At 68.2% G+C, this 21,867-nt stretch carries 19 protein-coding genes; 8 read left to right on the top strand and 11 right to left on the bottom strand.

Annotated elements, in window-relative coordinates:
- Positions 1-5 precede the first annotated feature (5 nt).
- Both paaI and F8566_RS21650 read left to right on the top strand, forming a co-directional pair.
- Positions 6-437, top strand: a complete 432-nt coding sequence (gene paaI / locus F8566_RS21655) for a hydroxyphenylacetyl-CoA thioesterase PaaI (RefSeq protein ID WP_151562652.1) — start codon at positions 6-8, stop codon at positions 435-437.
- A 122-nt stretch (positions 438-559) separates the two neighbouring features.
- Complete coding sequence (locus F8566_RS21650; protein ID WP_151562650.1) at positions 560-1,411, top strand: LLM class F420-dependent oxidoreductase; 852 nt, start codon at positions 560-562, stop codon at positions 1,409-1,411.
- Positions 1,412-1,415: 4 nt separating this feature from the next.
- Here F8566_RS21650 and F8566_RS21645 read toward each other — a convergent pair whose 3' ends face one another.
- Positions 1,416-2,282, bottom strand: coding sequence for a helix-turn-helix domain-containing protein (locus tag F8566_RS21645; protein WP_151563086.1), 867 nt, complete (start codon positions 2,280-2,282; stop codon positions 1,416-1,418).
- 562 nt (positions 2,283-2,844) lie between these two features.
- On the opposite strand from F8566_RS21645, the gene F8566_RS21640 reads away from it, so the two are divergent.
- Entirely contained in the window at positions 2,845-3,204 is a 360-nt protein-coding gene (locus F8566_RS21640; protein WP_225993389.1) for a hypothetical protein, read from the top strand.
- 736 nt (positions 3,205-3,940) lie between these two features.
- Here F8566_RS21640 and F8566_RS21635 read toward each other — a convergent pair.
- Genes F8566_RS21635 through F8566_RS21625 form a run of 3 tightly spaced genes read right to left on the bottom strand, consistent with a single transcriptional unit; the run spans position 3,941 to position 6,395 of the window.
- Positions 3,941-4,723 carry an ABC transporter permease subunit gene (locus F8566_RS21635; RefSeq protein ID WP_151562648.1) on the bottom strand — a complete coding sequence of 261 codons (783 nt, stop codon included), beginning with the start codon at positions 4,721-4,723 and terminating at the stop codon, positions 3,941-3,943.
- On the bottom strand, positions 4,720-5,484 hold the full coding sequence (locus F8566_RS21630; RefSeq protein WP_151562646.1) for an ABC transporter permease: 765 nt from the start codon (positions 5,482-5,484) through the stop codon (positions 4,720-4,722). Before F8566_RS21630 ends, F8566_RS21635 begins: the two co-directional genes overlap by 4 nt.
- Positions 5,481-6,395: an ABC transporter ATP-binding protein gene (locus F8566_RS21625; RefSeq protein WP_225993388.1), complete on the bottom strand. Its 915-nt coding sequence runs from the start codon at positions 6,393-6,395 to the stop codon at positions 5,481-5,483. The genes F8566_RS21630 and F8566_RS21625 overlap by 4 nt, the downstream gene beginning before the upstream one ends.
- A gap of 167 nt (positions 6,396-6,562) precedes the next feature.
- Here F8566_RS21625 and F8566_RS51430 point away from each other — a divergent pair, with 167 nt between their 5' ends.
- Together F8566_RS51430 and F8566_RS21615 are read left to right on the top strand one after the other, a co-directional pair.
- Positions 6,563-8,233: a sensor histidine kinase gene (locus tag F8566_RS51430; RefSeq protein WP_225993387.1), complete on the top strand. Its 1,671-nt coding sequence runs from the start codon at positions 6,563-6,565 to the stop codon at positions 8,231-8,233.
- A 35-nt stretch (positions 8,234-8,268) separates the two neighbouring features.
- Positions 8,269-8,925 (top strand): response regulator, encoded by a 657-nt coding sequence (locus tag F8566_RS21615; RefSeq protein ID WP_151562641.1) that lies wholly within the window; start codon positions 8,269-8,271, stop codon positions 8,923-8,925.
- 548 nt (positions 8,926-9,473) lie between these two features.
- On the opposite strand, the gene F8566_RS21610 is transcribed toward F8566_RS21615, so the two are convergent.
- Together F8566_RS21610 and F8566_RS21605 are read right to left on the bottom strand one after the other, a co-directional pair.
- On the bottom strand, positions 9,474-11,120 hold the full coding sequence (locus F8566_RS21610; RefSeq protein ID WP_151562639.1) for an amidohydrolase: 1,647 nt from the start codon (positions 11,118-11,120) through the stop codon (positions 9,474-9,476).
- 38 nt (positions 11,121-11,158) lie between these two features.
- The gene (locus tag F8566_RS21605; protein WP_225993386.1) at positions 11,159-12,676 is read right to left on the bottom strand and encodes an APC family permease; all 1,518 of its coding nucleotides are present in this window, start codon (positions 12,674-12,676) and stop codon (positions 11,159-11,161) included.
- 1,046 nt (positions 12,677-13,722) lie between these two features.
- Here F8566_RS21605 and F8566_RS21600 point away from each other — a divergent pair.
- Positions 13,723-14,463, top strand: coding sequence for a TetR/AcrR family transcriptional regulator (locus F8566_RS21600; protein ID WP_151562637.1), 741 nt, complete (start codon positions 13,723-13,725; stop codon positions 14,461-14,463).
- 133 nt (positions 14,464-14,596) lie between these two features.
- Positions 14,597-15,193, top strand: a complete 597-nt coding sequence (locus F8566_RS21595; protein WP_151562634.1) for a DUF4291 domain-containing protein — start codon at positions 14,597-14,599, stop codon at positions 15,191-15,193.
- A 180-nt stretch (positions 15,194-15,373) separates the two neighbouring features.
- Here F8566_RS21595 and F8566_RS51425 read toward each other — a convergent pair whose 3' ends face one another.
- The 4 genes from F8566_RS51425 to F8566_RS21575 all read right to left on the bottom strand — a co-directional run bounded on the left by F8566_RS51425 (position 15,374) and on the right by F8566_RS21575 (position 20,021).
- Positions 15,374-16,042 (bottom strand): nucleoside triphosphate pyrophosphohydrolase, encoded by a 669-nt coding sequence (locus F8566_RS51425; RefSeq protein ID WP_225993385.1) that lies wholly within the window; start codon positions 16,040-16,042, stop codon positions 15,374-15,376.
- Between the two features lie 200 nt (positions 16,043-16,242).
- Positions 16,243-17,142, bottom strand: a complete 900-nt coding sequence (locus tag F8566_RS21585; RefSeq protein ID WP_151562632.1) for a hypothetical protein — start codon at positions 17,140-17,142, stop codon at positions 16,243-16,245.
- 236 nt (positions 17,143-17,378) lie between these two features.
- Positions 17,379-18,602 (bottom strand): cytochrome P450, encoded by a 1,224-nt coding sequence (locus tag F8566_RS21580; RefSeq protein WP_151562630.1) that lies wholly within the window; start codon positions 18,600-18,602, stop codon positions 17,379-17,381.
- Positions 18,603-18,737: 135 nt separating this feature from the next.
- Complete coding sequence (locus F8566_RS21575) at positions 18,738-20,021, bottom strand: citrate synthase (protein ID WP_151563075.1); 1,284 nt, start codon at positions 20,019-20,021, stop codon at positions 18,738-18,740.
- 217 nt (positions 20,022-20,238) lie between these two features.
- On the opposite strand from F8566_RS21575, the gene F8566_RS21570 reads away from it, so the two are divergent.
- Positions 20,239-20,901: a thiaminase II/PqqC family protein gene (locus F8566_RS21570; RefSeq protein ID WP_151562629.1), complete on the top strand. Its 663-nt coding sequence runs from the start codon at positions 20,239-20,241 to the stop codon at positions 20,899-20,901.
- A 7-nt stretch (positions 20,902-20,908) separates the two neighbouring features.
- On the opposite strand, the gene F8566_RS21565 is transcribed toward F8566_RS21570, so the two are convergent.
- On the bottom strand, positions 20,909-21,835 hold the full coding sequence (locus tag F8566_RS21565; protein ID WP_151562628.1) for an aldo/keto reductase: 927 nt from the start codon (positions 21,833-21,835) through the stop codon (positions 20,909-20,911).
- Positions 21,836-21,867 lie beyond the last annotated feature (32 nt).

Below are 21,867 nucleotides of genomic sequence, written 5' to 3'. Positions count from 1 at the left end.
AGCGGATGAGCGACGCAGCGGAGGTGGCGCGGCGGTGCGCCGAGGCGATGTACGAACGGGACACCGCGGCCCAGCGGCTCGGCATAGAGATCGCTGACGTGGCGCCGGGGCGGGCCCGTGCGCGCATGGCCGTGTCACAAGCGATGGTCAACGGCCATGGCGTCGTTCACGGCGGTTATGTCTTCCTCCTGGCCGACACGGCCTTCGCCTACGCGTGCAACACCTATGACGCTGTGAGCGTCGCCGCTGCCGCCGACGTCGTCTTCGTGGCGCCCGCGTACGACGGCGACGTGCTGGACGCCTTCGCCACCGAACGCACCCGCTTCGGCCGCAGCGGCATCTACGACGTCACCGTTCGCCGCGCATCGGACGCTGTCGTCATAGCCGAATTCCGCGGCACCAGCCGCAGCCGGCCCACCCCCGTGATCCCTACATGATCCGCGTAACCCACCCGCACCGTGAGCACGGCAGGGCGAGCGCGCTGGGGCGACTGGATGGGGCTGCATGAAATAGGCGGCAGGACGGCCGGGTTGTCGTCGTAGTCGTCGGGAGGCATGGGATGGACATCGGTCGGGTGGGGTTGTGGAGCATCGGGCTTCGTTCGGAGGATCCGGCGGCGCGGCCGCGCATCGCTGAGGCCGCCGCCGAGTTGGAAGAGCTGGGGTACGGGGCGGTGTGGCTCGGCTCGAATCCTGGCGTGGACGACGCGGTGCCGTTGCTCGAGGCGACGTCGCGGCTGGTCGTCGCAACAGGCATTCTCAACATCTGGCAGTACGAGGCGGAGGCCGTGGCCGAACGACAGGCTGCGGTCGCCAAACACCACCCGGGACGTTTCCTCTTGGGGCTCGGCGCCAGCCACGGGCCACTGGTGGGCGATCGCTATCGGCGGCCGTACAGCGCGATGGTCGACTATCTCGACCGGCTCGACGCGGCCGGGGCACCGGCGTCACAGCGGATGCTGGCCGCCTTGGGTCCCAAGATGCTGGCCGCGTCCCGGGACCGCTCCGCCGGAGCCCATCCGTACCTCGTGACCTCCGAGCACACGCGGCAGGCCAGGGAGATCCTCGGCCAGGGCCCGCTGCTCGCTCCGGAGGTCAAGGTCGTTCTCGATGAGGACCCTGCTCGGGCACGGGCCGCCGCGCGGGCACATCTGGCGTTCTATCTGCAGCTTCCCAACTACACCGGCAACCTGTTGCGGCTGGGCTTCGACGACGCCGACATGGCGGACGGCGGCTCCGACCGGCTCGTGGACGCGGTCTTCGCCTGGGGGGATGCCGAGGCGATCCGCCGTCGGATGAACGAGCACCTGGACGCTGGGGCCGATCATGTCGCGCTGCACGTCATCACCGGGGATCGCACGGGACTGCCGTTGCCGCAGTGGCGGGCGCTCGCGGAGCTCAACGCTCCCTGACGGGTCAGGTCTGGCTGAGGATGTCGCGGAGGATGGCCACGGTGTCATCAGGGCGGGCGGCCGTGATGCAGGTGTTGTTCATGGCCTTCATGTAGAGGTCGACGTCGGCGGGCTTGTCCAGGTAGAGCGCGCTGGTGAGCTGCTCCAGGTAGACGACGTCGGACAGCCCCGGCTCGGCGAACCGCAGGATGGTGAACGGACCGCCGGCGGCCGCGTGGCCTCCGGCGCCGAACGGGACGACCTGGAGCGTCACGTTCGGCAGTTCGGACATCTTGATCAGGTGCTCGATCTGGGCGCGCATGACCTTGGCGCCGCCGAGCGGACGGCGCAGGACGGCCTCGTCGAGAACGGCCCAGAGCATGGGCGCGCCGGGTGAGGTGAAGCGTTCCTGACGGGTCATCCGGACGTTCACGCGGCGCTGGACGTCGTCGTCGGACGCCTCGGGGAAGCCGAGCCGGACGACCGCGTGAGCGTAGTCGGCGGTCTGCAGGAGGCCCGGCACGAACTGGACCTCGTAGGTGCGGATGAGGGAGGCGGCCTCCTCCAACCCGAGGTAGACCTCGAACCAGTTCGGCAGGATGTCGCCGTAGCGGTGCCACCAGCCTGGCGTGTTGGCCTCGCGGGCGAGCTCCAGCAGTGACGCGCGTTCGGCCGGGTCGTCGACGCCGTACAGGGTCAGCAGGTCGGCGATGTCGCGTTCCTTGAACCCGACCTTGCCGAGCTCCATCCGGCTGATCTTGGAGTGCGAGCCGCGGATCTCGTAACCGGCCTCCTCGGTGGAGATGCCGTGTGCCTCACGCAGCCTGCGAAGCTGCGAGCCGAGAAGGATGCGCAGTACGGTGGGGCCGCCACGACGGGGATAGTCGATCAACTGACCGGTCTCGGTGTCGCCCTCGGCCAGAGGGGGGTTGGCAGCTGCGTCCTGGGGCAAAGGGTCACCCAGCCAGTCGACGGGCCCGCGCAAGCGGAGGAACGGTCCTCATCGTAGAGGATCAGACCCTGTTTTTGGGAAGAGTGAAAAAATTGCGCTCTGGGCTTTGATGCATCCGTGGTATGGGCCTTGTCAGATCGTTAAGGCCTGTGACTTCAACGACCGGGTGGTCACAAATCCGGGGATGCCGGCCACGCGACTGTACGACTAATCCTTGCGGAACGAAGTCGCGACTCCTCCAGAACGAGAACACCCCGTCGCTCTCCGGAGTCACCTTCCGAGGGCCCCTTCCAGCCAGGGCTCTCTCGCAGGAACGATGCCGCAGCCCGCCCCACCCAGTGGACTCGGCGATGACAGGGCGATGACAGATTGTGCGGCATTCGGTCAGATGATCTACCGCTTGGCTCCTGCCCTAGGTGATGAAGCTCTCGTCTGCCCGTGTCAACGTCGGGAATCCCCGCGAAGTCTTATTCATTGGGGACTCATGTGCGGAACAGCGGCCATGAGCACCCGATCAAAGATGACCACCGCGTATCTGGGGGAAATCATGCACTCGAACATCAGTGAACTCCCTGAGGTCCGTTTCCTGACGTCGGGTGACGTCTCCGATGCCGACCGTGAGGCGGCGCGCCAGGCCGTCCGCGCCGCGCTGTCGGAGGTCCGAGGCGTTGTCAAGGAGGCCCAGGTGACTCTGAGCGTCGTCGACGACCCGGCCCTCCCGCGCCCCGCCCTGGCCCAAGCCGTAGTCGACCTGAACGGCCGCCGCCTGCGTGCCCAGGCCGCCGCACCGGACCTGTCCGAATCCATCAAGCTCCTCCAAGACCGCCTGGCAGTCCGAGCCGCCTACCTACGCGCCGGCTGACCCCGCAGCGCCGCCCGCCCAAGATCACGCCGTTACCAACACCACACTCCTGTCGAACGCGCGCTCGTCCAGAACGGCGCGCTAGTCCGGAACGGCGCGCTGTCGCCGGACGCGCTGTGACGAACGGTGCGCTGTGACGAACGGCGCGCTCGCGCCACGATGTGCTGTTGGCGAAAGCCGCGCGCGCTGTTCCACAACGGCGTGCTGTTGCGGCACGGCGTGCTGGGGGAGTGCGGCGTGCGCCCCCGCCAACGGAGTGTTGTTGGCGGGGGTGTGCTGCTTGGGACATGCTGCTAGGGGACATGCTGAGCTGTTGGCGCACCTCCTGGTCTCCTGCCTGACGGCGTGTTCTTCTGGAACGGCGTGCTGCGGCCGGACGCCGAGCGCTCGCGCCAACGGTGTGCTGTTGGCGATCGACGTGCTTTCTGGGTGACGGTGTGTTCTTCCGTAACAGCGTGTTCTTCCGTAACAGTGCGCTGCGGCCGGACGGACGCGGTGTTGCAGGACGACGTGCTGTGGCGAGCGGCGCGCTCTCGCGCCGACGGCGTACTGTTCGCGCGCGCTGGGGCTGTTCGGCGCAGGCCGTGGTGTTTGGGGCGCGCCGAGTTGTTGGTGCACGGCGCGCTCTCTCGCCTGACAGCGCGCTCTCTTGCCTGACGGCGCGCTGCTGTCTGATGGCGCGCCCAGGTTTTGGGGCGCGCCGTTCGTGGTTGCGGGTGCTCCGGACTCTTCGCTTTTAGGCGTCGCGGCGGTTGAGGAGCGTGGCCGCGGCCGCGAGCGGCAACGCCGCGTACGCGAGGAGGACGAGCAGGGCGATGGGCGGAGGGAGGACGGAGCCGAAGATGGAGTTCTCGTTGTCGCCGCCGATGACCTGGTCGGGAAGGCCGCCCAGCATGAACGAGCCGACCCGCTCGTTCCAGGGTGCGGGGAGGTTCGCGGCCATGAGCGGCATGACGTACCAGAGCATGAAGACCGAGACGATCGCACCGGCCGTCGACCGCAGGATGAGGCCGAGGCCGAGGCCGAGGAGCGCGTAGACGGTCACGGCCGCGCCGCGGGAGAGGAGCTCGGGAAGTTCGGCGACCACGCTGGACGGCTGACCCCGGATCGGCCGGTCGCCGATGATCAGCTTGACCGTGAAGAACGTGCCGAACGTGACCGCCAGCCCGGCCGGCAGGGCGACGGCCCCGACGACGGCGGCCTTGGCGAGGAGCAGCGAGCCGCGTCGGGGGACGGCGGTCAAGGTCGTGCGGATCATGCCGGTGCGGTACTCGCCGGTGACGACGAGAACACCCAGGATCGCCAGGCAGACCCCGGTGACGTCGGCGTTCAGCGTGGACAGGGAGGAGAGGCCGAAGTGATCACGGTCCTCGGGTGTGAGGCCGTCCCACATGTTCGCCGCGTAGAGCGCGAGCATCGCCGCCATGGCCAGGAACGCGATCGGGACCGCGAGCGTGATGTACGTGGAACGAACCGACCGCAGCTTGAGCCATTCCGCCGCGAAGACGTCCTTAGTCATGAGTCCCTCCGCTTCAGGACGACCAGGCCGGCGGCCAGAGCGGTCACCGCGTACGCGAGCAGGATCAGCAGCGCGGGAACGGGCCCCAGGACCGGATCGGCGGCATCGCCGGCGATCTGCTCAGCCAGGTTGGACGGCAGGATCGCCGCGAACCGTTCGTCCCAGGGCGCCGGCAGGAGCGGCGCCAGTCCCGGCAGAACGAAGAGGAGCACGCACAAGCCCGTCACCGCCCCGGCTGTCGAACGGAGCGCGGTCCCCAGCCCAAGTCCGACCAGCGCGACCACGGCGGCCGAGAGTCCCAGGCTGAGCAGCCACGGCAGCTCCTCCGACACCGGTGTACGGAAGTCGGTGATCGCCCGGTCGCCGACGATGAGCCGGCCGAGCCCGAACGCGACGCCGACGCTGAGGAGCCCGGTCGCCGACGCCACTCCGCCCACGGAGGCCGCCTTGGCCGCGAAGAGCACACCGCGTCGAGGCACCGCCGCCAGGCTGGATCGCATCAGGCCTGTTGCGTATTCGGACGTGATGGCAAGAACGCCGAGTACCGCCATGCAGAGCGGAAGCGTGAGCACAAGGGGGTGTTCGGCGGGCGCAGCCTGAAGCTTGGCCTGCCGTTCTGGCGACAGACCGTCCCAGTAGCGCGCGATATAGAACGACCAGACCGCACACAGCGTGACAAAGCCCGCGACTGTCGCGAGTATCCATTGCGTGGATCGGGCCGACCGGAGCTTGAGCCATTCGGAGAAGAGCACATCGGTCATCGCGCGATGCTCTTCTCGGCGCGGTAGTCGACGCTGTCGGAGGTCAGCTCCATGTATGCCTCTTCCAGAGTGGCGCTGTGCGGGGTGACCTCGTAGAGCGGAATTCCCCGTGCGGCGGCCAGGTCGCCGATCTCATCGACAGCGAGTCCCTGCACAGAGAGGGCTCCGCTGGGCGTGGTGTCCACGGTCGCCCCGGCGGCCGCGAGCGCAGCGGTGAGATCCGCCGACCGCGGCGAACGTACGGTCACGCCTCGCCGGAAACGATCGGCGAGCTCGCGGACCGAGGTGTCGGCGATGAGGCGGCCCCGGCCGATGATGACCAGGCGGTCGGCGGTGAGTTCCATCTCGCTCATCAGATGGCTGGAGACCAGCACGGTGCGGCCCTCGGCGGCCAGGGAGCGCATCAGTTCGCGGATCCAGCGCACGCCGTCCGGGTCCAGGCCGTTGACCGGCTCGTCGAACATCAGGACGCCCGGGTCGCCAAGGAGCGCCGCCGCGATCCCGAGGCGCTGCTTCATGCCGAGGGAGAAGCCGCCGACTCGCTTGCGGGCGACGCCGGCCAGGCCCACCTGCTCCAGCACCTCCGCGACCCGCCGCGTACCGATGCGGTTGCTCCGCGCCAGGCACCTGAGGTGGTCGAACGCGGACCTTCCGCTGTGCACGGCGTTCGCGTCCAACAGCGCGCCCACCTCGTACATGGGACGCCGCAGCCCTGTGTAGCGCCCGCCGTTGATCAGCGCCTCACCCGAAGAGGCGGCGTCCAGTCCCAGCAGGATCCGCATCGTCGTGGATTTACCCGCGCCGTTCGGTCCGAGGAAGCCTGTCACGGACCCAGGTTTCACCTGGAAGGAAAGGCCGTCGACCGCGACGGTCCGGCCATAACTCTTGGTCAGCTCACGAACTTCGATCACGCGTTCAACCGTGGTGTACGAGGCGTTCCGGCACATCGGAGCGGGGATGGGAACGAGCCTTCGCCCCCAGGTCGGAGACAGCCGGGCCTCGCCCGGCGGGCTCAGACCCAGGTATGACGTCCTCCGGCCGGAGGTGGCCCTGGACCTGGGCGGATACCGTCGGGTCCGTGGACGAAGAGTTGCGCTCCTTCGTTGTGCGCCGGCTCGACCGGCGGCGGCTGATGGGGCTGGACGCCCTGGTGGCACTGGCGTACACGTTCGTGGTCATGGGCTTCACCGCACGCCAAGGCCCGGCCGCCGTATCCCTTCCGGTCGAGTTCCTGATCGTCGCCGTGAACGGGCTGCCCCTGGCCGTCAGGCGGCTGTGGCCGCTGCCGGTGTTCGGCGTGACACTGGCGATGTCCGTGCTGTCGATCGTTCTGGACATGCCCAGCGACTGGTTCGTGGCACCGGCCTTCGCGCTCTACCTGGTCGCTCTTACCCAGCCACGTCGCCGCTGGATCCCGACCTCGGCGATCGGTGTGCTGAGCGTTCTGTCGCTGGTGTTCGGAGCGACCGTCGGGCCGAAAGGCTGGGGCGCCGAGGGCGCCGGCGCCGTGATCATGGGAGCCGCCCTCATGGGCGGCTCCTGGACGCTCGGCCGCGCGCTCCGCGAGCGCCGGGCGTACGCGCAGCGCTCGGCAGCCCAACTGGCCGACCGTGCCGTGACCGACGAACGCATCCGCATCGCCCGCGAGCTCCACGACGTCGTCGCGCACAGCATGAGCCTGATCGTGGTCAAGGCCGGAGTGGCCAACCACGTGGCCGAGGCACGCCCCGAAGAGGCCCGCGACGCCCTCCGCGTCATCGAGGCCACCAGCCGGGCGGCGCTGACGGAGATGCGCCAGCTTTTGGGCGTCCTCCGTACCGGCACGGATTACGGCTTCCCCCAAACCCCCGACCCGCACACCCACGACCCCGATCCACGCCAGTTCGAGCAAGCGCACCTCGCTCAGCACCCGCCGCCCAGCCAAATGAACAAGGCGGGCACCCGGCAGCCCCACGACACCCAGCTCGTCCACGAGCCGCAAGCACAAGACGGGCCGACCCAGCGGCTTCACGACGAACGGTCCGACCACCTGCGCGCGGCAGACAGCCGAGATGGCTCCGACGCAGCACCCGGTCGGGACTTCGAGGTATCGGCCAGCCAGGAGGGGCGCGCGCCGACCCGACGACCGCATGAAGCACGAGTCGACAAGGCGGGTGCAGCATCCCCCGGTCGGAGCGATGTGGTGACGAGCGCGTATGAGACAGACGCGACCCAGCCACACCACAGCCACGAAGCAATGCGCGGTGGGAGGCCCGATGTGCAGCACGGCGAGAAGTCAGCACGTTCGACGCCTTTCCAGGTAGGCCACCCCGGCGCACCCAACCTCTGGCAGGACGTGCCGCTGGCACCCGCACCTGGCCTTGCCGCACTACCTGCCCTTGTGGACCGTGCGGCGATGGCAGGGGTACGGGTCGTACTGGACCTGCAGGCCGTTGCCCTTCCCGAGGGAGTGGCAGTATCGGCCTACCGCATCGTTCAAGAGGCGTTGACGAACGTCGTGAAGCACGCCGCTCCTGCGCGCTGCCAGGTCTCGGTGTGGGCCGACGAGCACGAAGTGCGCATCACGGTGACCGACGACGGCCCCGGCACACGCGTCCTGCCCCGCGGGCCCGGACCAGGGGAGGGGCACGGCCTGATCGGCATGCGGGAACGGGTGATGATGTACGGCGGGGACTTCAGCGCCGGACCGCGCCCCGAAGGGGGCTTCGGGGTGTCGGCACGCCTGCCCTACAACCCCACGGAGAAGTGAGCGTGACCGAACCACCGCCGCGGAAAGACGCCCCAGTGCGAGTCTTGGTGGCCGATGACCAGGCACTCCTGCGCGGCAGCTTCCGCATCCTGGTGGACACCGCTCCTGGCCTCAAGGTCGTCGGTGAGGCCGGGACCGGCACCGAGGCGTGTGAGCTCGCCGTCAAGGAGCACCCGGACGTTGTCCTGATGGACGTACGGATGCCGGAGATGGACGGTATCGAGGCCACCCGCCGCATCTGCGGCTCACCCGAGACCGCTGACGTTCGCGTTCTCATCCTCACCACGTTCGACCTGGACGCCTATGTCTATTCGGCGCTGCGGGCGGGCGCGAGCGGATTCCTCCTCAAGGACACACCACCTGGCGATCTCCTGACCGCCATCCGTGTGGTCGCCGCAGGCGAGGCGCTGCTGGCGCCCACGGTCACCAGACGGTTGATCGCCGAGTTCGCTCGCCGACCGGAGCCGTCCCAGCAGCTCGCCCGCGAACTCGACGGCGTGACCGAACGCGAACGCGAAGTGCTGACCCTCATCGCCCGCGGTCTGTCGAACGGGGAGCTGGCCGAGCACCTGCAGCTGAGCCTGGCCACCGTCAAGACCCACATCGGCCACCTGCTCGCCAAGCTCCAAGCCCGTGACCGGGCGCAACTCGTGATCATCGCCTACGAAACGGGCCTGGTCCGTCCCCGCTGACCGTCCACCCAAGCAACCACAGCCCCAAAAAACACAACCGCCAGCCAGCGCCGCGCCCCTGAACAGAGCCGACCAGCCGACGTCGCAGCGCCCGAAACAGAGTCGCCAGCCCACGTTGCGCCACTGAACCAGAGCCGCTCGGCCGACGCTGCGCTGACCCTGAACCGACCGGCCAACTCTGGGGGCGCACAGAACCGACCAGCGGGTGGTGTGGCGCTTGAACCGGAGTTGACCAGCGGGTGGTGTGGCGCGTGATCGGGGGTCGGCCTGCGGGTGGTGTGGCGCGTGATCGGGAGTCGGCCTGCGGGTGGTGTGGCGCTTGAACCGGAGTCGGTCTGCGGGTGGTGTGGCGCGTGATCGGGAGTTGACCTGCGGGTGCCGTGGCGTCCGGAACAGAGGCGCCAGCCGGTGCGCGCGCAGTGACCAGCCAGCCTCGAGCCCAGCAGGCGTTCGGGTGTCGGTGATTGGGCAGCGGCGCTCGCAGCAGGGGCGGTCGCCAAGGAATAGGACGGCTCGGGAAAAGGGGTGAGGTACGAGCGCGCCCACGGTCAGGCGTCAGGGGCGGTGTGGACGCGGGTGCCGTCCACATAAGTGAGGGCTACGTGGGTGTCGGCGATGGCATCGGCAGGGCCTTCGAAGGGATTGCGGTTCAGGACGACCAGGTCGGCGCGGTTGCCGGGGCGCAGGCTGCCGGTGTCGTCCAGGTGGTTCACGTAGGCGGCGCCGGCGGTGTAGGCGGCGAGCGCCGCGGTCAGGTCCAAGGCCTGCTCGGGCAGGAAGGGCTTGGCCTCGTGCCCGGGAACGATGCGGTTCACAGCGACATGGATGCCTTTGAGCGGGTCAGGGCTGCTGACGGGCCAGTCGCTGCCCGCCGCCAGGGTGACTCCGGCGCGCAACAGGTCGCCGAAGGGATACTGCCAAGTGACGCGTTCGGGATCCAGGAACGGGATGGTCAGCTCGTCCATCTGCGGTTCGTGGGCGGCCCACAGGGGCTGGATGTTGGCGGTCGCGCCGAGCGTTCGGAAGCGGGGGATGTCGTCGGGGTGGACGACCTGGAGATGCGCCAGGTGGGGGCGGGTGTCGCGCTGCCCGTTGGCGGTACGGGCGGCCTGCACGGCGTCCAGCGCCTCGCGGACAGCCCGATCGCCGAGCGCGTGGAAGTGCATCTGAAAGCCGAGTGCGTCGAGCGCGGCCGCGTACTCCTTGAGCGCGGCCGGATCGATGAAGCTGATCCCGCTGTTGTCGGTGGCACAACCGCAGGCGTCCAGGTAGGGGCCGGTCATGGCGGCGGTGAAGTTCTCCGCCACCCCGTCTTGCATGATCTTGACCGTGCCGCTGCGCAGCCGCCCCGTGGTGAGCCGGTCACGGCGTTCCAGCAGGTCGTCGATCTGCTCGGAGCCGCGTCCGCGGGCCCACCACAGGGCGCCGACGACGGTGGCGGTGAGCAGCCCGTCGCGGGCTGCCGTCAGGTAGGCGTCCGAGACGTCGGGATACCCGTCCGAACCGGCGACCAGGGCGTCCTGCCAAGCGGTGATGCCAAGGCTGTGCAGCAGCCGCTGAGCGCGCAGCAGGCCGTCGAGGCGTTCCTGCGGCGTCACGGCCGGCAGGAGCGCGCCGACCAGGGTCATCGCGCCTTCCTGGAGCATGCCGATGGGGGAGCCGTCGGCGTCGCGCTCGATGCGGCCGTCTGCCGGGTCGGGGGTGGTCGCGGTGATGCCGGCCAACTCCAGGGCACGGGTGTTGACCCAGGCGCCGTGGTGGTCGCGGTTGGTGAGGTAGACGGGGCGGTCGGGTACGACCGTGTCGAGCAGGTCCCGCCTGGGGACTCCGCCTTCAAAGCTCTCCATGGACCACCCGCTGCCGATGATCCACCCTTTGCCTGGATGCGCGTCGGCATACGTGCGGACGCGGCGGACGTACTCCTGCTGGGTGGTGGTGCCGGTCAGGTCGCATTGGCCCAGTTCGACCCCGCCCATGACGGCATGGATGTGGGCATCTTGGAAACCGGGCAGCAGCAGCCGTCCCCGCAGGTCGACGATCTCGGTGCGCGGGCCGATGAGGTCCTTGACCTCGTCGTGGCCGACCGCGACGATCCGTCCGTCGCGGACCGCCAGGCTGCTGGCCCAGGTGCGCGCGGCGTCCATGGTCATGATGGGACCGCCGGTGAACAGCAGGTCGGCAGGCGGGTGCGTCATGTGAATATTTCCAATCATCCGTCGCGGTGCGCCGGAGTTCAGGGGTCGGTGGCCGGGGCGGGTGCGGCGAGCGGCTCGACGAGCGGCTCCGCCGCGGCCGTGCCCGGGCGGATGAAGTACGGCGAGCGTCGGCGCCACTTGGCGATCATGCCGACCATCAAGCCGGTCAGGAGGACGACGGCCGGACAGGCGAGGCTGAACCATCCGTTGGAGGCACTGACCGCGAAACCGTCGCTGAGGGTGGCGTAGTGGACCGCCAGGTAGCCGCCCAGGGCGAACAGCGCCAGTCCGCACGCGGCGGGAAGGATCACGGCGCGGGTGGCCTGGAGTGTTCCGGCCCGCAGCAGGCCGCGGAAACGCCAAGCGCAGGTGACGGCGGCCAACCCGTAGTAGAGCGCCACCAACAGGCCGATCGCGCTGACTGCGGCGAGGATGGCCTCGCTGAGCTTGGGAATGCTCAGGCTCAGCAGGGCGATCCCGGCGGCGATCACGGCGATGAGGATCGTCCCGGCGGCCGGCGTTCCATAGCGGGCGTTCACCTTCGACCAGACCGGCCCCAGGGTGCGGTCCCTGCTCATGGCCAGCGCTATCCGGGCCGTGGGTATCACCCCGGCCTGCAACGAGGCCACGACGGAGAACAGCAGTGCGATCAGCGGGAGGGTGGCCAACGGCTCGGAAGCCAGCTTGACTGCGAAGTGAGCGAGGCCCTGTGCACCATTGGCGGCCATCTCGTCCGTCGACATGACTCGCTGGAACGCGATCGACCCCAGCAGAAAAAGCCCCAGCACGGTCCACAGGGCGATGAAACCACCCCGGGCCGCGTCCTCGGGGCGGCGTGTCTCCTCGGTCACGCTGAAGGCGGAGTCCCATCCCCAGTAGCAGAACACCGCCAGGACGAGTCCCTGGGCTAGCCCGGACGGCGAATCGACGGCGAACGGGTTGAGCCACGACAGCGAGAACCCCTGGTCGCCGGCGATGAGCCCCCAGCCACAGAACAGCAGCAGGACGGCGTACTCGAAGATCAGCAGATACGCCTGGAATCTCGCTGCCTTGGCGGCGCCGATGACTGCCGTCCAGGTCACCACTACCAGGATGAACAGGCCGATCAACGTGCTGCGAGCGGTCGAGCCGGGATCGATGTCCCAGCCGAAGAACGAGTCCACGCCTGCCTTGAGGGCCAGTTGGGAAACCGCTGACCCGGTGACCGAGGTGGTGTAGGCGAGGAAGATGACCGAGCTGGCGAGCGGAATCCATCCGGCGAGCAGCCCTAGCCAGGGCCCCAGCGTCCGGCCGACCCACACATAGCCGTTGCCGCAGTTGGGTTCGGACCGGTTGAGCCGGGCATACGCGCCGGCGATGCCCAGGATCGGCAGGAACGCGACGATGAGCAGCGCAGGTGTCTGGCGGCCCACATAGGCGGCCAACAGCCCGATGCCGATACCGATGGTGGTGGTCGCGGCGGTGTTGGAGGCGGCGATGACGACTCCGTCAAAGGCGCCCAGCGACTTGGCCATCGCGGCCGGACGCGAGGGCTCGGAACTGGTGTGATCTTCCATGGACAACCGATCCGATGACGGGGGCCATAGGCCCCAGGGCAGGCACGGGGCGGAGAGAGGGACGAGGTCAACGCAGCGGTGGGTGACCGCAGCAACGAGGCGACCGCAGCAACGAGGCGACCGCAGCGAGGGGGCGTCTGCGGCGGCGGGTGTCCGCAGCGACGAGGTGTCCGCAGCGACGGGGTGACCGTTGCGACGGCGTGACGGCAGCGGCGGGGTGACCGTAGCGGTGGGGGTGTCCGCGGCGGTGTGATGACCGTAGCGGTGAGTTGTCCGCAGCAAAGGGGTGACCGCAGTGGCGGGATATCCGCTGCGGCGGGTTGTCCGCAGTGGCGGAGTGACGGGTAGCGGTGGGGTGTCCGCTGCGGCGGGGTGACGGTAGCGGCGGGGTGACCGTAGCGACGGCGTGACGGCAGCGACGGGTTGTCCGCAGCGACGGCGTGACGGCAGCGACGGGTTGTCCGCAGCGACTGGGTGACCGCAGTGGCGGGGTGACGGTAGCGGTGGGGTCTCCGCAGCGACGAGGTGTCCGCAGCGACGGGGGCGTCCGTGGCGGCAAGGCGACCGCAGCGGTGGGGGTGTCCGCAGCGGCGGGGTGACCGTAGCGACGGAGTGACGGGTAGCGGTGGGGTCTGTAGCGGTGGGTTGTCCGCAGTGGTGGGTTGTCCGCTGCGGCGGGGTGACGGTAGCGGTGGGGCGACGGGTAGCGGTGGGGGTGTCCGTAGCGGCGGAGTGGACGTAGCAACGGGGTGTCCGCTGCGGCGGGGGGACGGTAGCGGCGGGGTGACCGTATCGACCGGGTGGATGCAGCGACCGGGTGGATGCAGCGACGGGGTGTCCGCAGCGACGGGGTGAACGCAGGGGTGGGGTGACCGCGGTGGCAAGGCGAACGACAGATGCGGGGTCTCCGGCATCGCTCGCGGCCGGTCATGTCTCCAGCTCACGCGGGTGCCGACCGGCTAACCGATATAGAACAGCTCACCTCTTTCGTCGTCAACAGTGTTGTCGTAAGATCGCGGCAGCCCGGCGATCCCAAGGAAGCACCCATGCGTACGCCCTCAGACGGGTCTGGGCGGGTCATCGGCGTCCAACGTCGCAGACGGCCCACCAAGACCGGCACCGTCCTGTCCCACGAGCTGATCGTGCGAACCGCCATCCGGCTGCTCAGCCAGCACGGCACCGACGCACTGAGCGTTCGCCGACTCGGCACGGCCCTCGGCGCCGATCCGTCCTCGCTGTATCGCTACTTCCGCAACACCGACGACCTCGTTCTGGCCATCGCCGACGAGCTCATCGGCCGCGCCATCGAGGGCTTGCGGCCGTCCGGAAACTGGCGCGACGACCTGCGTGACGTCGGCCACCGCCTGCATGCCACCTACCTGGCCCACCCGCAGGTCGCCGTGTTGTCCGCCGCCCGTGTCACCCGGCGTCCCAACGAGGTTCGCGGGGTGGAGATAGGGCTTGGCATCCTGCGTTCCGCCGGCTTCAGCCCCGAACAGGCTGCACGCCACTACCACAGCTTCATCGACCTCAGCCTGGGCTTCGCAGCGCTCGATGCCGCCGCCAGCGCACTTCCTCGTAACCATGCCGACGGCGACCATGAGGCCTGGCGATCCACCTACGCCCGCCTGCCGTCCGACGAATATCCCCACATCACGGCCTGTGCCGATGCCCTAGCAGCCACTATGGCCGCCAGCGCCTATCCCGCCGCCCTTGATCTCCTCCTCGACGGCATCGCCGCACAACTGCCGTCCGGGCCGAGGGAATCCGCAACCGACGACCAATAGAGCCGTGCCGAGCGCATGCTACGAAGTGTTAGCCGGAACGGCTGAACCGGATTGAGGGGCCTGTCCGAAAACCTGTTGAGCGTCCCAGAGGTCAGACGGCACTGTGAGTGCGCCTGAGCTGGGAGACGAACTGATGAGAACGCACGAGATCCGCGCCACGTACGACCGCGACACGATCACGGTCTACCAGGCGTACCGTCCTGAGATCGCTGGTCCGGCGGTGGAGCATGGCCGGTTCGTGCCGCCGTTCTCACGTGGCCGCATGACGTGGATCAAACCATCCTTCCTGTGGCTGATGTCCCGCAGTAATTGGGCTCGGAAGCCAGGTCAAGAGATGATCCTGGCCGTTCGGATCACCCGTACCGGCTGGGAGCAAGCGCTGGGCCATGCCGTTCCCACACACCCTGACCGTCGTGTTTTCCGCAGTAGCGATGAATGGCGCGCCCGATTCGCGGAGTCGGTCGTCCACGTGCAATGGGACCCCGAGCGGAGCCTGCGCGGCGCGACGTTGGACGCGCGCAGCATCCAGGTCGGCCTGAGCCGCCACATCATCGATCAGTACGTGGACGACTGGATCGTCTCCATCGAAGATCGGACACCTCTGGTGCGAAAGATCCATCGCCTCCTTCAGGACGGGCAGGCCACCAAAGCGAAGGCGTTCCTCCCCAGCGAACGCGTCTATCCCCTCTCAGCCGATCTCGCTCGCAGCATCGGAGCCGATCTCGCATAGGGATCGGGGCCGATGTTCCATAGGAAAAGCCCGCCCCCGCGTGGCACCTGGAACCCGTCGATCAGCTCCTGGCGCGCCTGGGCCGTGGCATAGCGACCGCACATGGGCCCACCTTGCCCGCTGGATCTGACAAGCCGCCACCGCTAGGCCAACGCTTGCCCTACTCAGGTGACTCCATGATCACTTGTCCTCGTTCACGCCTGCTGGTAGCCGCAGTACGAGCCGGTGCGTGAAGGCTCCACGTTCTCCGGCCTTGGCGGCGCGCCGGCGTTCAAGCTCGGCCGGGCTGATGTCGTGCGCCGCCGCCAGTGCATGAAGCACCTCCAGAAGATCGGCAAGCTCGGCCGGATCTCCGCTGGCCACATACTCTCCGGCCTCCTCGTAGAGCTTCGCGCGCAGCAGCGCCTTGTACTCACCTTCCTCCGCCGCTCGCACGGACGCGTCGGTGCCGCCGGCGTCTCGGATGATCTCGGGTATGCGGTCGCGAACCAGCTTCTCCCGTCCACCACCCTTGGTCGGATGAGGCGTCGCACCACGACGACGGTCGAGGGACTGCACCCACTTGACCGCGACCGCGGCGGTCTGGATCAACTCGGTGCGCAGCCGCTCCGGATCGGCCTCGGCGAGCGCCTCATAGAACTCCTCGGTGAGAATGTGCCGCCAGGTCAACTCACCCCGGGACCAAGCCGCAGCGACATCGCGCTTGGCTTCGTCCGCCCGCTCGCCATACTGAGGCCCACTCCCGTCAGGGAACTCTTGCACGCCCCAAAGGCGATCCTGAGCTTCGCGTTCGGCGGCGACATCGGCCAGCACAGTCTGCAGCGAACCTGCCACGTCCTCGGTCTCCATGACAGTCGAACGTAGCCGCGCCGCTCACTCGCCACACCAAAGAACCCCAACGCTCCATCGCAATCGCAACCCGCCCCAACCGAGCGGCGACGGCCATCCCCGCTCCCGGCGCCGACGGCCACGCCGCCCGGCCCGTAGGCGCCGTGATCGCGCCCTTCGAATCCCGAACGTGCCGTTGATTTGAGCTTCGGTGGCTGATCTCAGGAGGGGAGGGGCTCAGCGGTGCAGCCGAGGAGTTCGTGCATGACGGGTGGGAGCTCGTCCCAGAGCCACTCGTTCAGGGTGCCCTGGAACTCAGGTGGCGGGCCAACGCCGATGAGGCGTGGCCCGAGGGAGGTGAGCTGGACGGGCAAGGGGCCGTCGGCCCACAGGGACTCGGCGATTCCCCAGAAGCCAGCGAGGTCATCGCTCACCAGCGGCAGGTAGGAGGGAAGGGCTTGCGGGCCGGAAAGCCGGCCCACCGGCATTAACCGTTGGGCCGTCGCACGCAGGACGTTGAGCGCGGCCAAGTCGTGGGGGCATGCGACTCCCGCAATCTGTAGCTCCGGCAGGCCGAAGCGGCGCAGCCCCCGGGTGGTGAGCTCTACACAGGAGCAGCCGTCAATGGAGTCGTCGCCGTCCGAGCAGTGTTCGTCCTCAGGCGGGAGCGAGACGCCGAGCCAGTCGTCCGCCAGAGCGAACCGGGGATTTTCGGGCGTGTCCTGCGGGACGATCTGGCCGGTGTTGAGATCGACGATCACACCGGCCACGACGTCGGCGAGCGCGCGGGCCGCGGCGCGGGCCAGCTGGGTGCCGAACGGCTGACCGGCGACCTGGAGCAGCGATGTCACGCCGATGTGGTGGACCGCCTTACGGGCCCGTGTCTCGCTCTCATGATCGTCCGCGGCCGCCACCCCTGTCAGATCCCAGGGCGAGTCGGCCGCCCTGTAACTCGTGACCGCGAGCCGGGACGTGCTGAGCCGTTCGGTGGCAGCGGCGGCGAAGGGCTCGGCGAGCCGCCGTAGCATGGCGAGCCGGGCGTCGCCGGGCTCGCGTTCGGTCGCGACCACGAAGCATGTGGTGGTCTTCGGGGGCACGGTAATGGAGATCGTGGCAGGCATGACTGGCCTCCTCGGGCCTCGGCGGGCTGGCGCGACGTCGTCCAGCCTCGGCCCGGGTCCTGCGCGACGAAAGTGGAACGAGATTCTGTGGATAACTTTTGTGGCGGAGTCTTGATCAGCGCTGGTGTCGATGGCGATCTTGGTGGGGTCTGTCGCCTCGGCGCTGCGGCCGACGACTGTCCGCGGCTAAAGGAACGCCGTGCATGGCCAATTGCCCGCGGGGTGCCAGGCGTGATTCAGAACGCGCAGGGCAAAGTCTTCACGCCGTTGATGAAGCTGGCTCGCTGGCGGATGGGCTCTGCGGTGGCGTGGACGTCGGGCAGGCGCCTGAAGAGTTCGCGAAGGAGGACGGTCACTTCTCTGCGAGCCAAGTGGGCTCCCAAGCAGAAATGCGGCCCTGGCGCTCCGAAGCCCAGATGCGGGTTGGGTGAGCGGGTGATGTCGAACGTGTGCGGGTCCTTGAATACGCTCTCATCGCGGTTGGCCGAGTTGTAATAGAGGATGACCCGATCCCCCGCGCGGTACGTGTGGCCGCTCAGAGCGTGATCCCGGGTCAGGGTTCGGCGCATCCAGGTGACGGGCGTCGCGTAACGCACGACCTCCTCGACGGCACCCGGCAGGCGTTTCTCCAGATCTGCCAGGAGCAGCGACCGCTGGCCCGGGTTGACGGTGAAGAGGGCGAGGGCGTGTGAGAGGGCGTTGCGCGTGGTCTCGTTACCCGCCACGACAAGGAGACTGAAGAAGCGCCGTAGTTCCGGCTCGGTGAGCGCCTCGCCATCCACGTTCGCATGGAGCAGGGCGGTGACCAGGTCGTCTGCGGGGTTCTCACGGCGCAGGCGCCCGAGGTCGGTCATCAGGTTGTCCAGGATCGTGAACTTCTCGCCCAGGACCTGCTCGCGAGTCTTGCCATCAGCGGAGACGTGATCAGGGTCGCCGACGGCGAGAATCGCGTTCGTCGCCTCGATGACATCGTCGTACGCGGACTCCGGAATGCCCATCAAGGCGCAGATGATCTGCAGCGGCATCGGGGTCGCGACATGGGTCACGAAGTCGCACGGGCCACGTTCCACCAGGTCGTCGACGATGCGGGCGGCGAGGGCCGACACATCGTCCGCGAACTTCTGGATCATGCGCGGGGTGAACGAGCGGGACACGATTCGCCGCAGTCGCGCGTGCCGTGGATCGTCCAGGCTGATCATGGACCCCGCGTACTCGCTGATCGACACCGGCGGGTCCACCAGGCTGACCGCGGTCGGCTCTGAACTGAACACCTCCGGATGACGACTGGCCTCGGTGACCTGCTCGTACCGTGTCAGCGCGTAGAACCCGGGCCCGTCCGGACGCGGGCAGAAGACGGGCTCCTCGGCCGTACGGAGTGAGGCGAACAACGCGTCGCGGTCTGACTGTGGCTGGGCCCAGAAGTCGAGGTCGGTCAACTTCGGTTCGACAATGGGAGGCATCGTCCACAGCCTTTCGCAGAGGGCAGCCGCCGCCCACAGGCTAACCCGGCATAGCCCAAGGGCCGGGTCCCCGAGGCGATGCCCTGGAAACCCGGCCCTGATCGACGAGGTCGCCCGCGTCGTGCGTCTAAGCGATCAACGGGACTTGATGTCGACGTAGGAGCGCTCGGTCTCGCCCACGTACACCTGGCGCGGCCGGCCGATCTTGGTGGCCGGGTCACTCATCATCTCGCGCCACTGCGCGATCCACCCGGGAAGGCGGCCGAGCGCGAACAACACGGTGAACGCGTTGGTCGGGAAGCCCATGGCCTTGTAGATGACGCCGGTGTAGAAGTCGACGTTGGGGTAGAGCTTGCGCTCGACGAAGTAGTCGTCGCTGAGCGCGACCTCTTCGAGCCGCATCGCCAGGTCCAGGAGCGGGTCGGGCTTGCCGAGCAGGTCGAGGGCCTTACGGGTGGCCTTCTTGACCACGGCGGCGCGCGGGTCGTAGTTCTTGTAGACCCGGTGCCCGAAGCCCATCAGCTTGACGCCGGGTTCCTTGTTCTTGACGCGCCGCACGAACGATTCGACGTCGTCGCCGTTGGTGTGGATCTGCTCGAGCATCTCCAGGACGGCCTGGTTGGCGCCACCGTGCAGCGGACCGAACAGCGCGTCCACTCCTGCCGAGATGGACGAGAACAGGTTGGCGTGGCTGGAGCCGACGAGCCGCACGGTGGACGTGGAGCAGTTCTGCTCATGATCGGCGTGCAGCACGAAGAGCATGTCGAGGATCCGCACGATCTCCGGGTCGACCTCGTACGGCTCGGTCGGCAGGCCGAACGTCATGCGGAGGAAGTTCTCGACGTAGCCGAGGGAGTTGTCCGGGTAGAGCAGCGGCTGGCCGATCGAGGTCTTGTACGCGTAGGCCGCGATCGTCGGCAGCTTGGCGATGAGCCGGATGCTGGACCGCTCGACCTGCTCGGCGTCGAACGGGTCCAGGCTGTCCTGGTAGAAGGTCGACAGCGCGCTCACGGCGGACGACAGCACAGCCATCGGGTGTGCGCGGCGCGGGAACGCCGAGAAGAACGCCCGGAACTTCTCGTCCAGCAGGGTGTGGCGCTTGACGTTGTCGGTGAAGTTGTCCAACTCGGCCTGGGACGGCAGCTCTCCATGGATCAGCAGGTAGGCCACCTCCAGGAAGGAGGCCTTCTCGGCCAGCTCGTCGATCGGATAGCCGCGGTAGCGCAGGATCCCTGCGTCGCCGTCGATGTAGGTGATCGCCGACGTGGTGGAGGCAGTGTTGGTGAAGCCTGGGTCAAGCGTGACGTGACCGGTCTCTTTCAGAAGGGCGCCGACTCCCAGGCCGGATGGGCCCTCCGTGGCCTCGGTCACCTTAAGGGGCAGCCGCCCACCCGCATGGTTGAGCTCGAAATCCGACATGTGCTCGCTCGCTCCCAACTCCGTCCACACCTGCGCAGACATTCCGCCCTTCATCGTATCCAGGTGATCATATGAGCTTGATCCGGGCTACCGCGGGGGTGGAGACCGCCGAATATCGCGGAGAACGCGCCTTGGCGCCGATGATCACTCTGAAGCCCTACAGGGCCTGCGTTTCTGCCCTGTTGACCTCGTCTCCGCGGGATGCTCACCTGGAGCTATGGCCGAAGCCTTCGCCGCCGAACTGGTCGCCCGCTCCCGGCAGGAGATCGTGGCCGCTGCCAGCGAAAACCGCTTCCTGGAGCTGCTGGAGGTAGGTGCCGTACCCAGAGAACGCCTCGCATGGCTGGCCGGCGAGGAGTATCGGATCGTCGGCAGTGACCGGCGCAGCTTTTCCCTATTGGCTGCGCGCTATCCAGAACCCCCTGCCGGTGGGCTCTTTCTCGCTCTTGCACAAGGCGAAGGGGAAGCTCTGGCTTTGCTCCTGGACTTTGCGGCGGCGATCGGAATCAGTGAGAAAGATCTCAGCGCCTACGAGCCGAAACCGTTGGCCCAGGCTTATCCGGCGTACCTCGCCCAGCGCGCGATGTTCGGCACGGCTTCTGAAGTGGCCTTGGCCATGCTCGCCAACCTGGAGGAGTGGGGAGCCTATTGCGCCCGGGCCGCTGAGGCGTTGCGGAGCCGCTATGGCATGGATGAGGAGGCGGTGGGCTTCTTCCGCTTTTTCGCCGAACCACCGCCGGGCTTCGCTGATCACGCCACGGAAGTGATCGCCGCCGGACTGGCCGCTGGAGATTCCCCAGACGAAGCCGTCCGGGCCGCCCGCATGCTGCACGCGTACGAGAGCCACTTCTGGGCAGCCCTAGCCGAAGATCTCGCCTGATGGGCCCCTACGTCCACGGCAGAGCTGCCCGTTCAGCCCAGTAGCGCTCAGGAGGCGTGGCCAGCTCGTTCAGCTCGTCTTCGCCAACCGAGAGCGCAGCGAGGTTGGAGCGCAACTGCGCTGGGCTGACGGCGCCCAGCAGGACCCTGTCCGCCCACACCTGCCGCAGGGCTGCGGCCAGTGCCACCGCGTCGGCGCTGACGTCGTGCAGGTCGGCAACCCGTTTGATCTCCTCCGGCGGTTGCACTGCGAGTCTGCCGTTCGCCAGTGCCTCCTTCACCAGCACAAGAGCCCCGGCATCGTCGTGCGCCTGGTGCAGGGCCCCCGCCGCAGAAGGCTCCAGGAGATTCCAGGTCGATTGAACGGCGGTGAACACCTGTTGCCCGTCCACTTCAAGCTCGAACGCCTTGAGCACCGTGTCGGCCTGGCGTGGCCCGGAGGTGGAGAACCCCACTCGCACGCCTTCTGCGGCTAGGCCGGCGAGAGCCGCCTGCAACGCCCGGTCTCCGAACAATGGGCTGTCGGTGGTCAACGAATGAACCTGATAGAGGTCGAGGTGCCTGCCGAGGAACCGCCGGGTCTCCGCGTACTGAGCCTTGAACCGCTCAAGGCTGTGCTCCTTGAGCTCATGGACCGGAGAGTCCAGCCGCCACTCGCCGACGTAGGCGTAGCCCCACTTGCTGGAGACGGTGATGTCCGTGTGACCGCGTTCCGCAAGCCATTCGCCGAGGAATTCCTCGGCCCGCCCATACGACCGGGCCGTGTCCACCCACCGGATCTCGGCCGCATAGGCCGCGTCCAGTACGTCCCAAGTCGCTTGGCGCATGTCGTCCACGGTCCGTTCGGCAGGTAGTTCAGCCGTACGTCCGAGATTGATGTAGGCAGGGCGGCCGACCGCCGCAAGGCCGATGGCCAGCCGTTCAGCTCCGTTCATGCCCCCAGCCTGGCATGGGCCGCGGACCGGCG

This window comes from Actinomadura rudentiformis, from assembly GCF_008923185.1.
GTDB lineage: Bacteria > Actinomycetota > Actinomycetes > Streptosporangiales > Streptosporangiaceae > Spirillospora > Spirillospora rudentiformis.
Note: the sequence above shows the minus strand (reverse complement) of the source record. Positions and strands in the feature narration are given on the sequence as shown.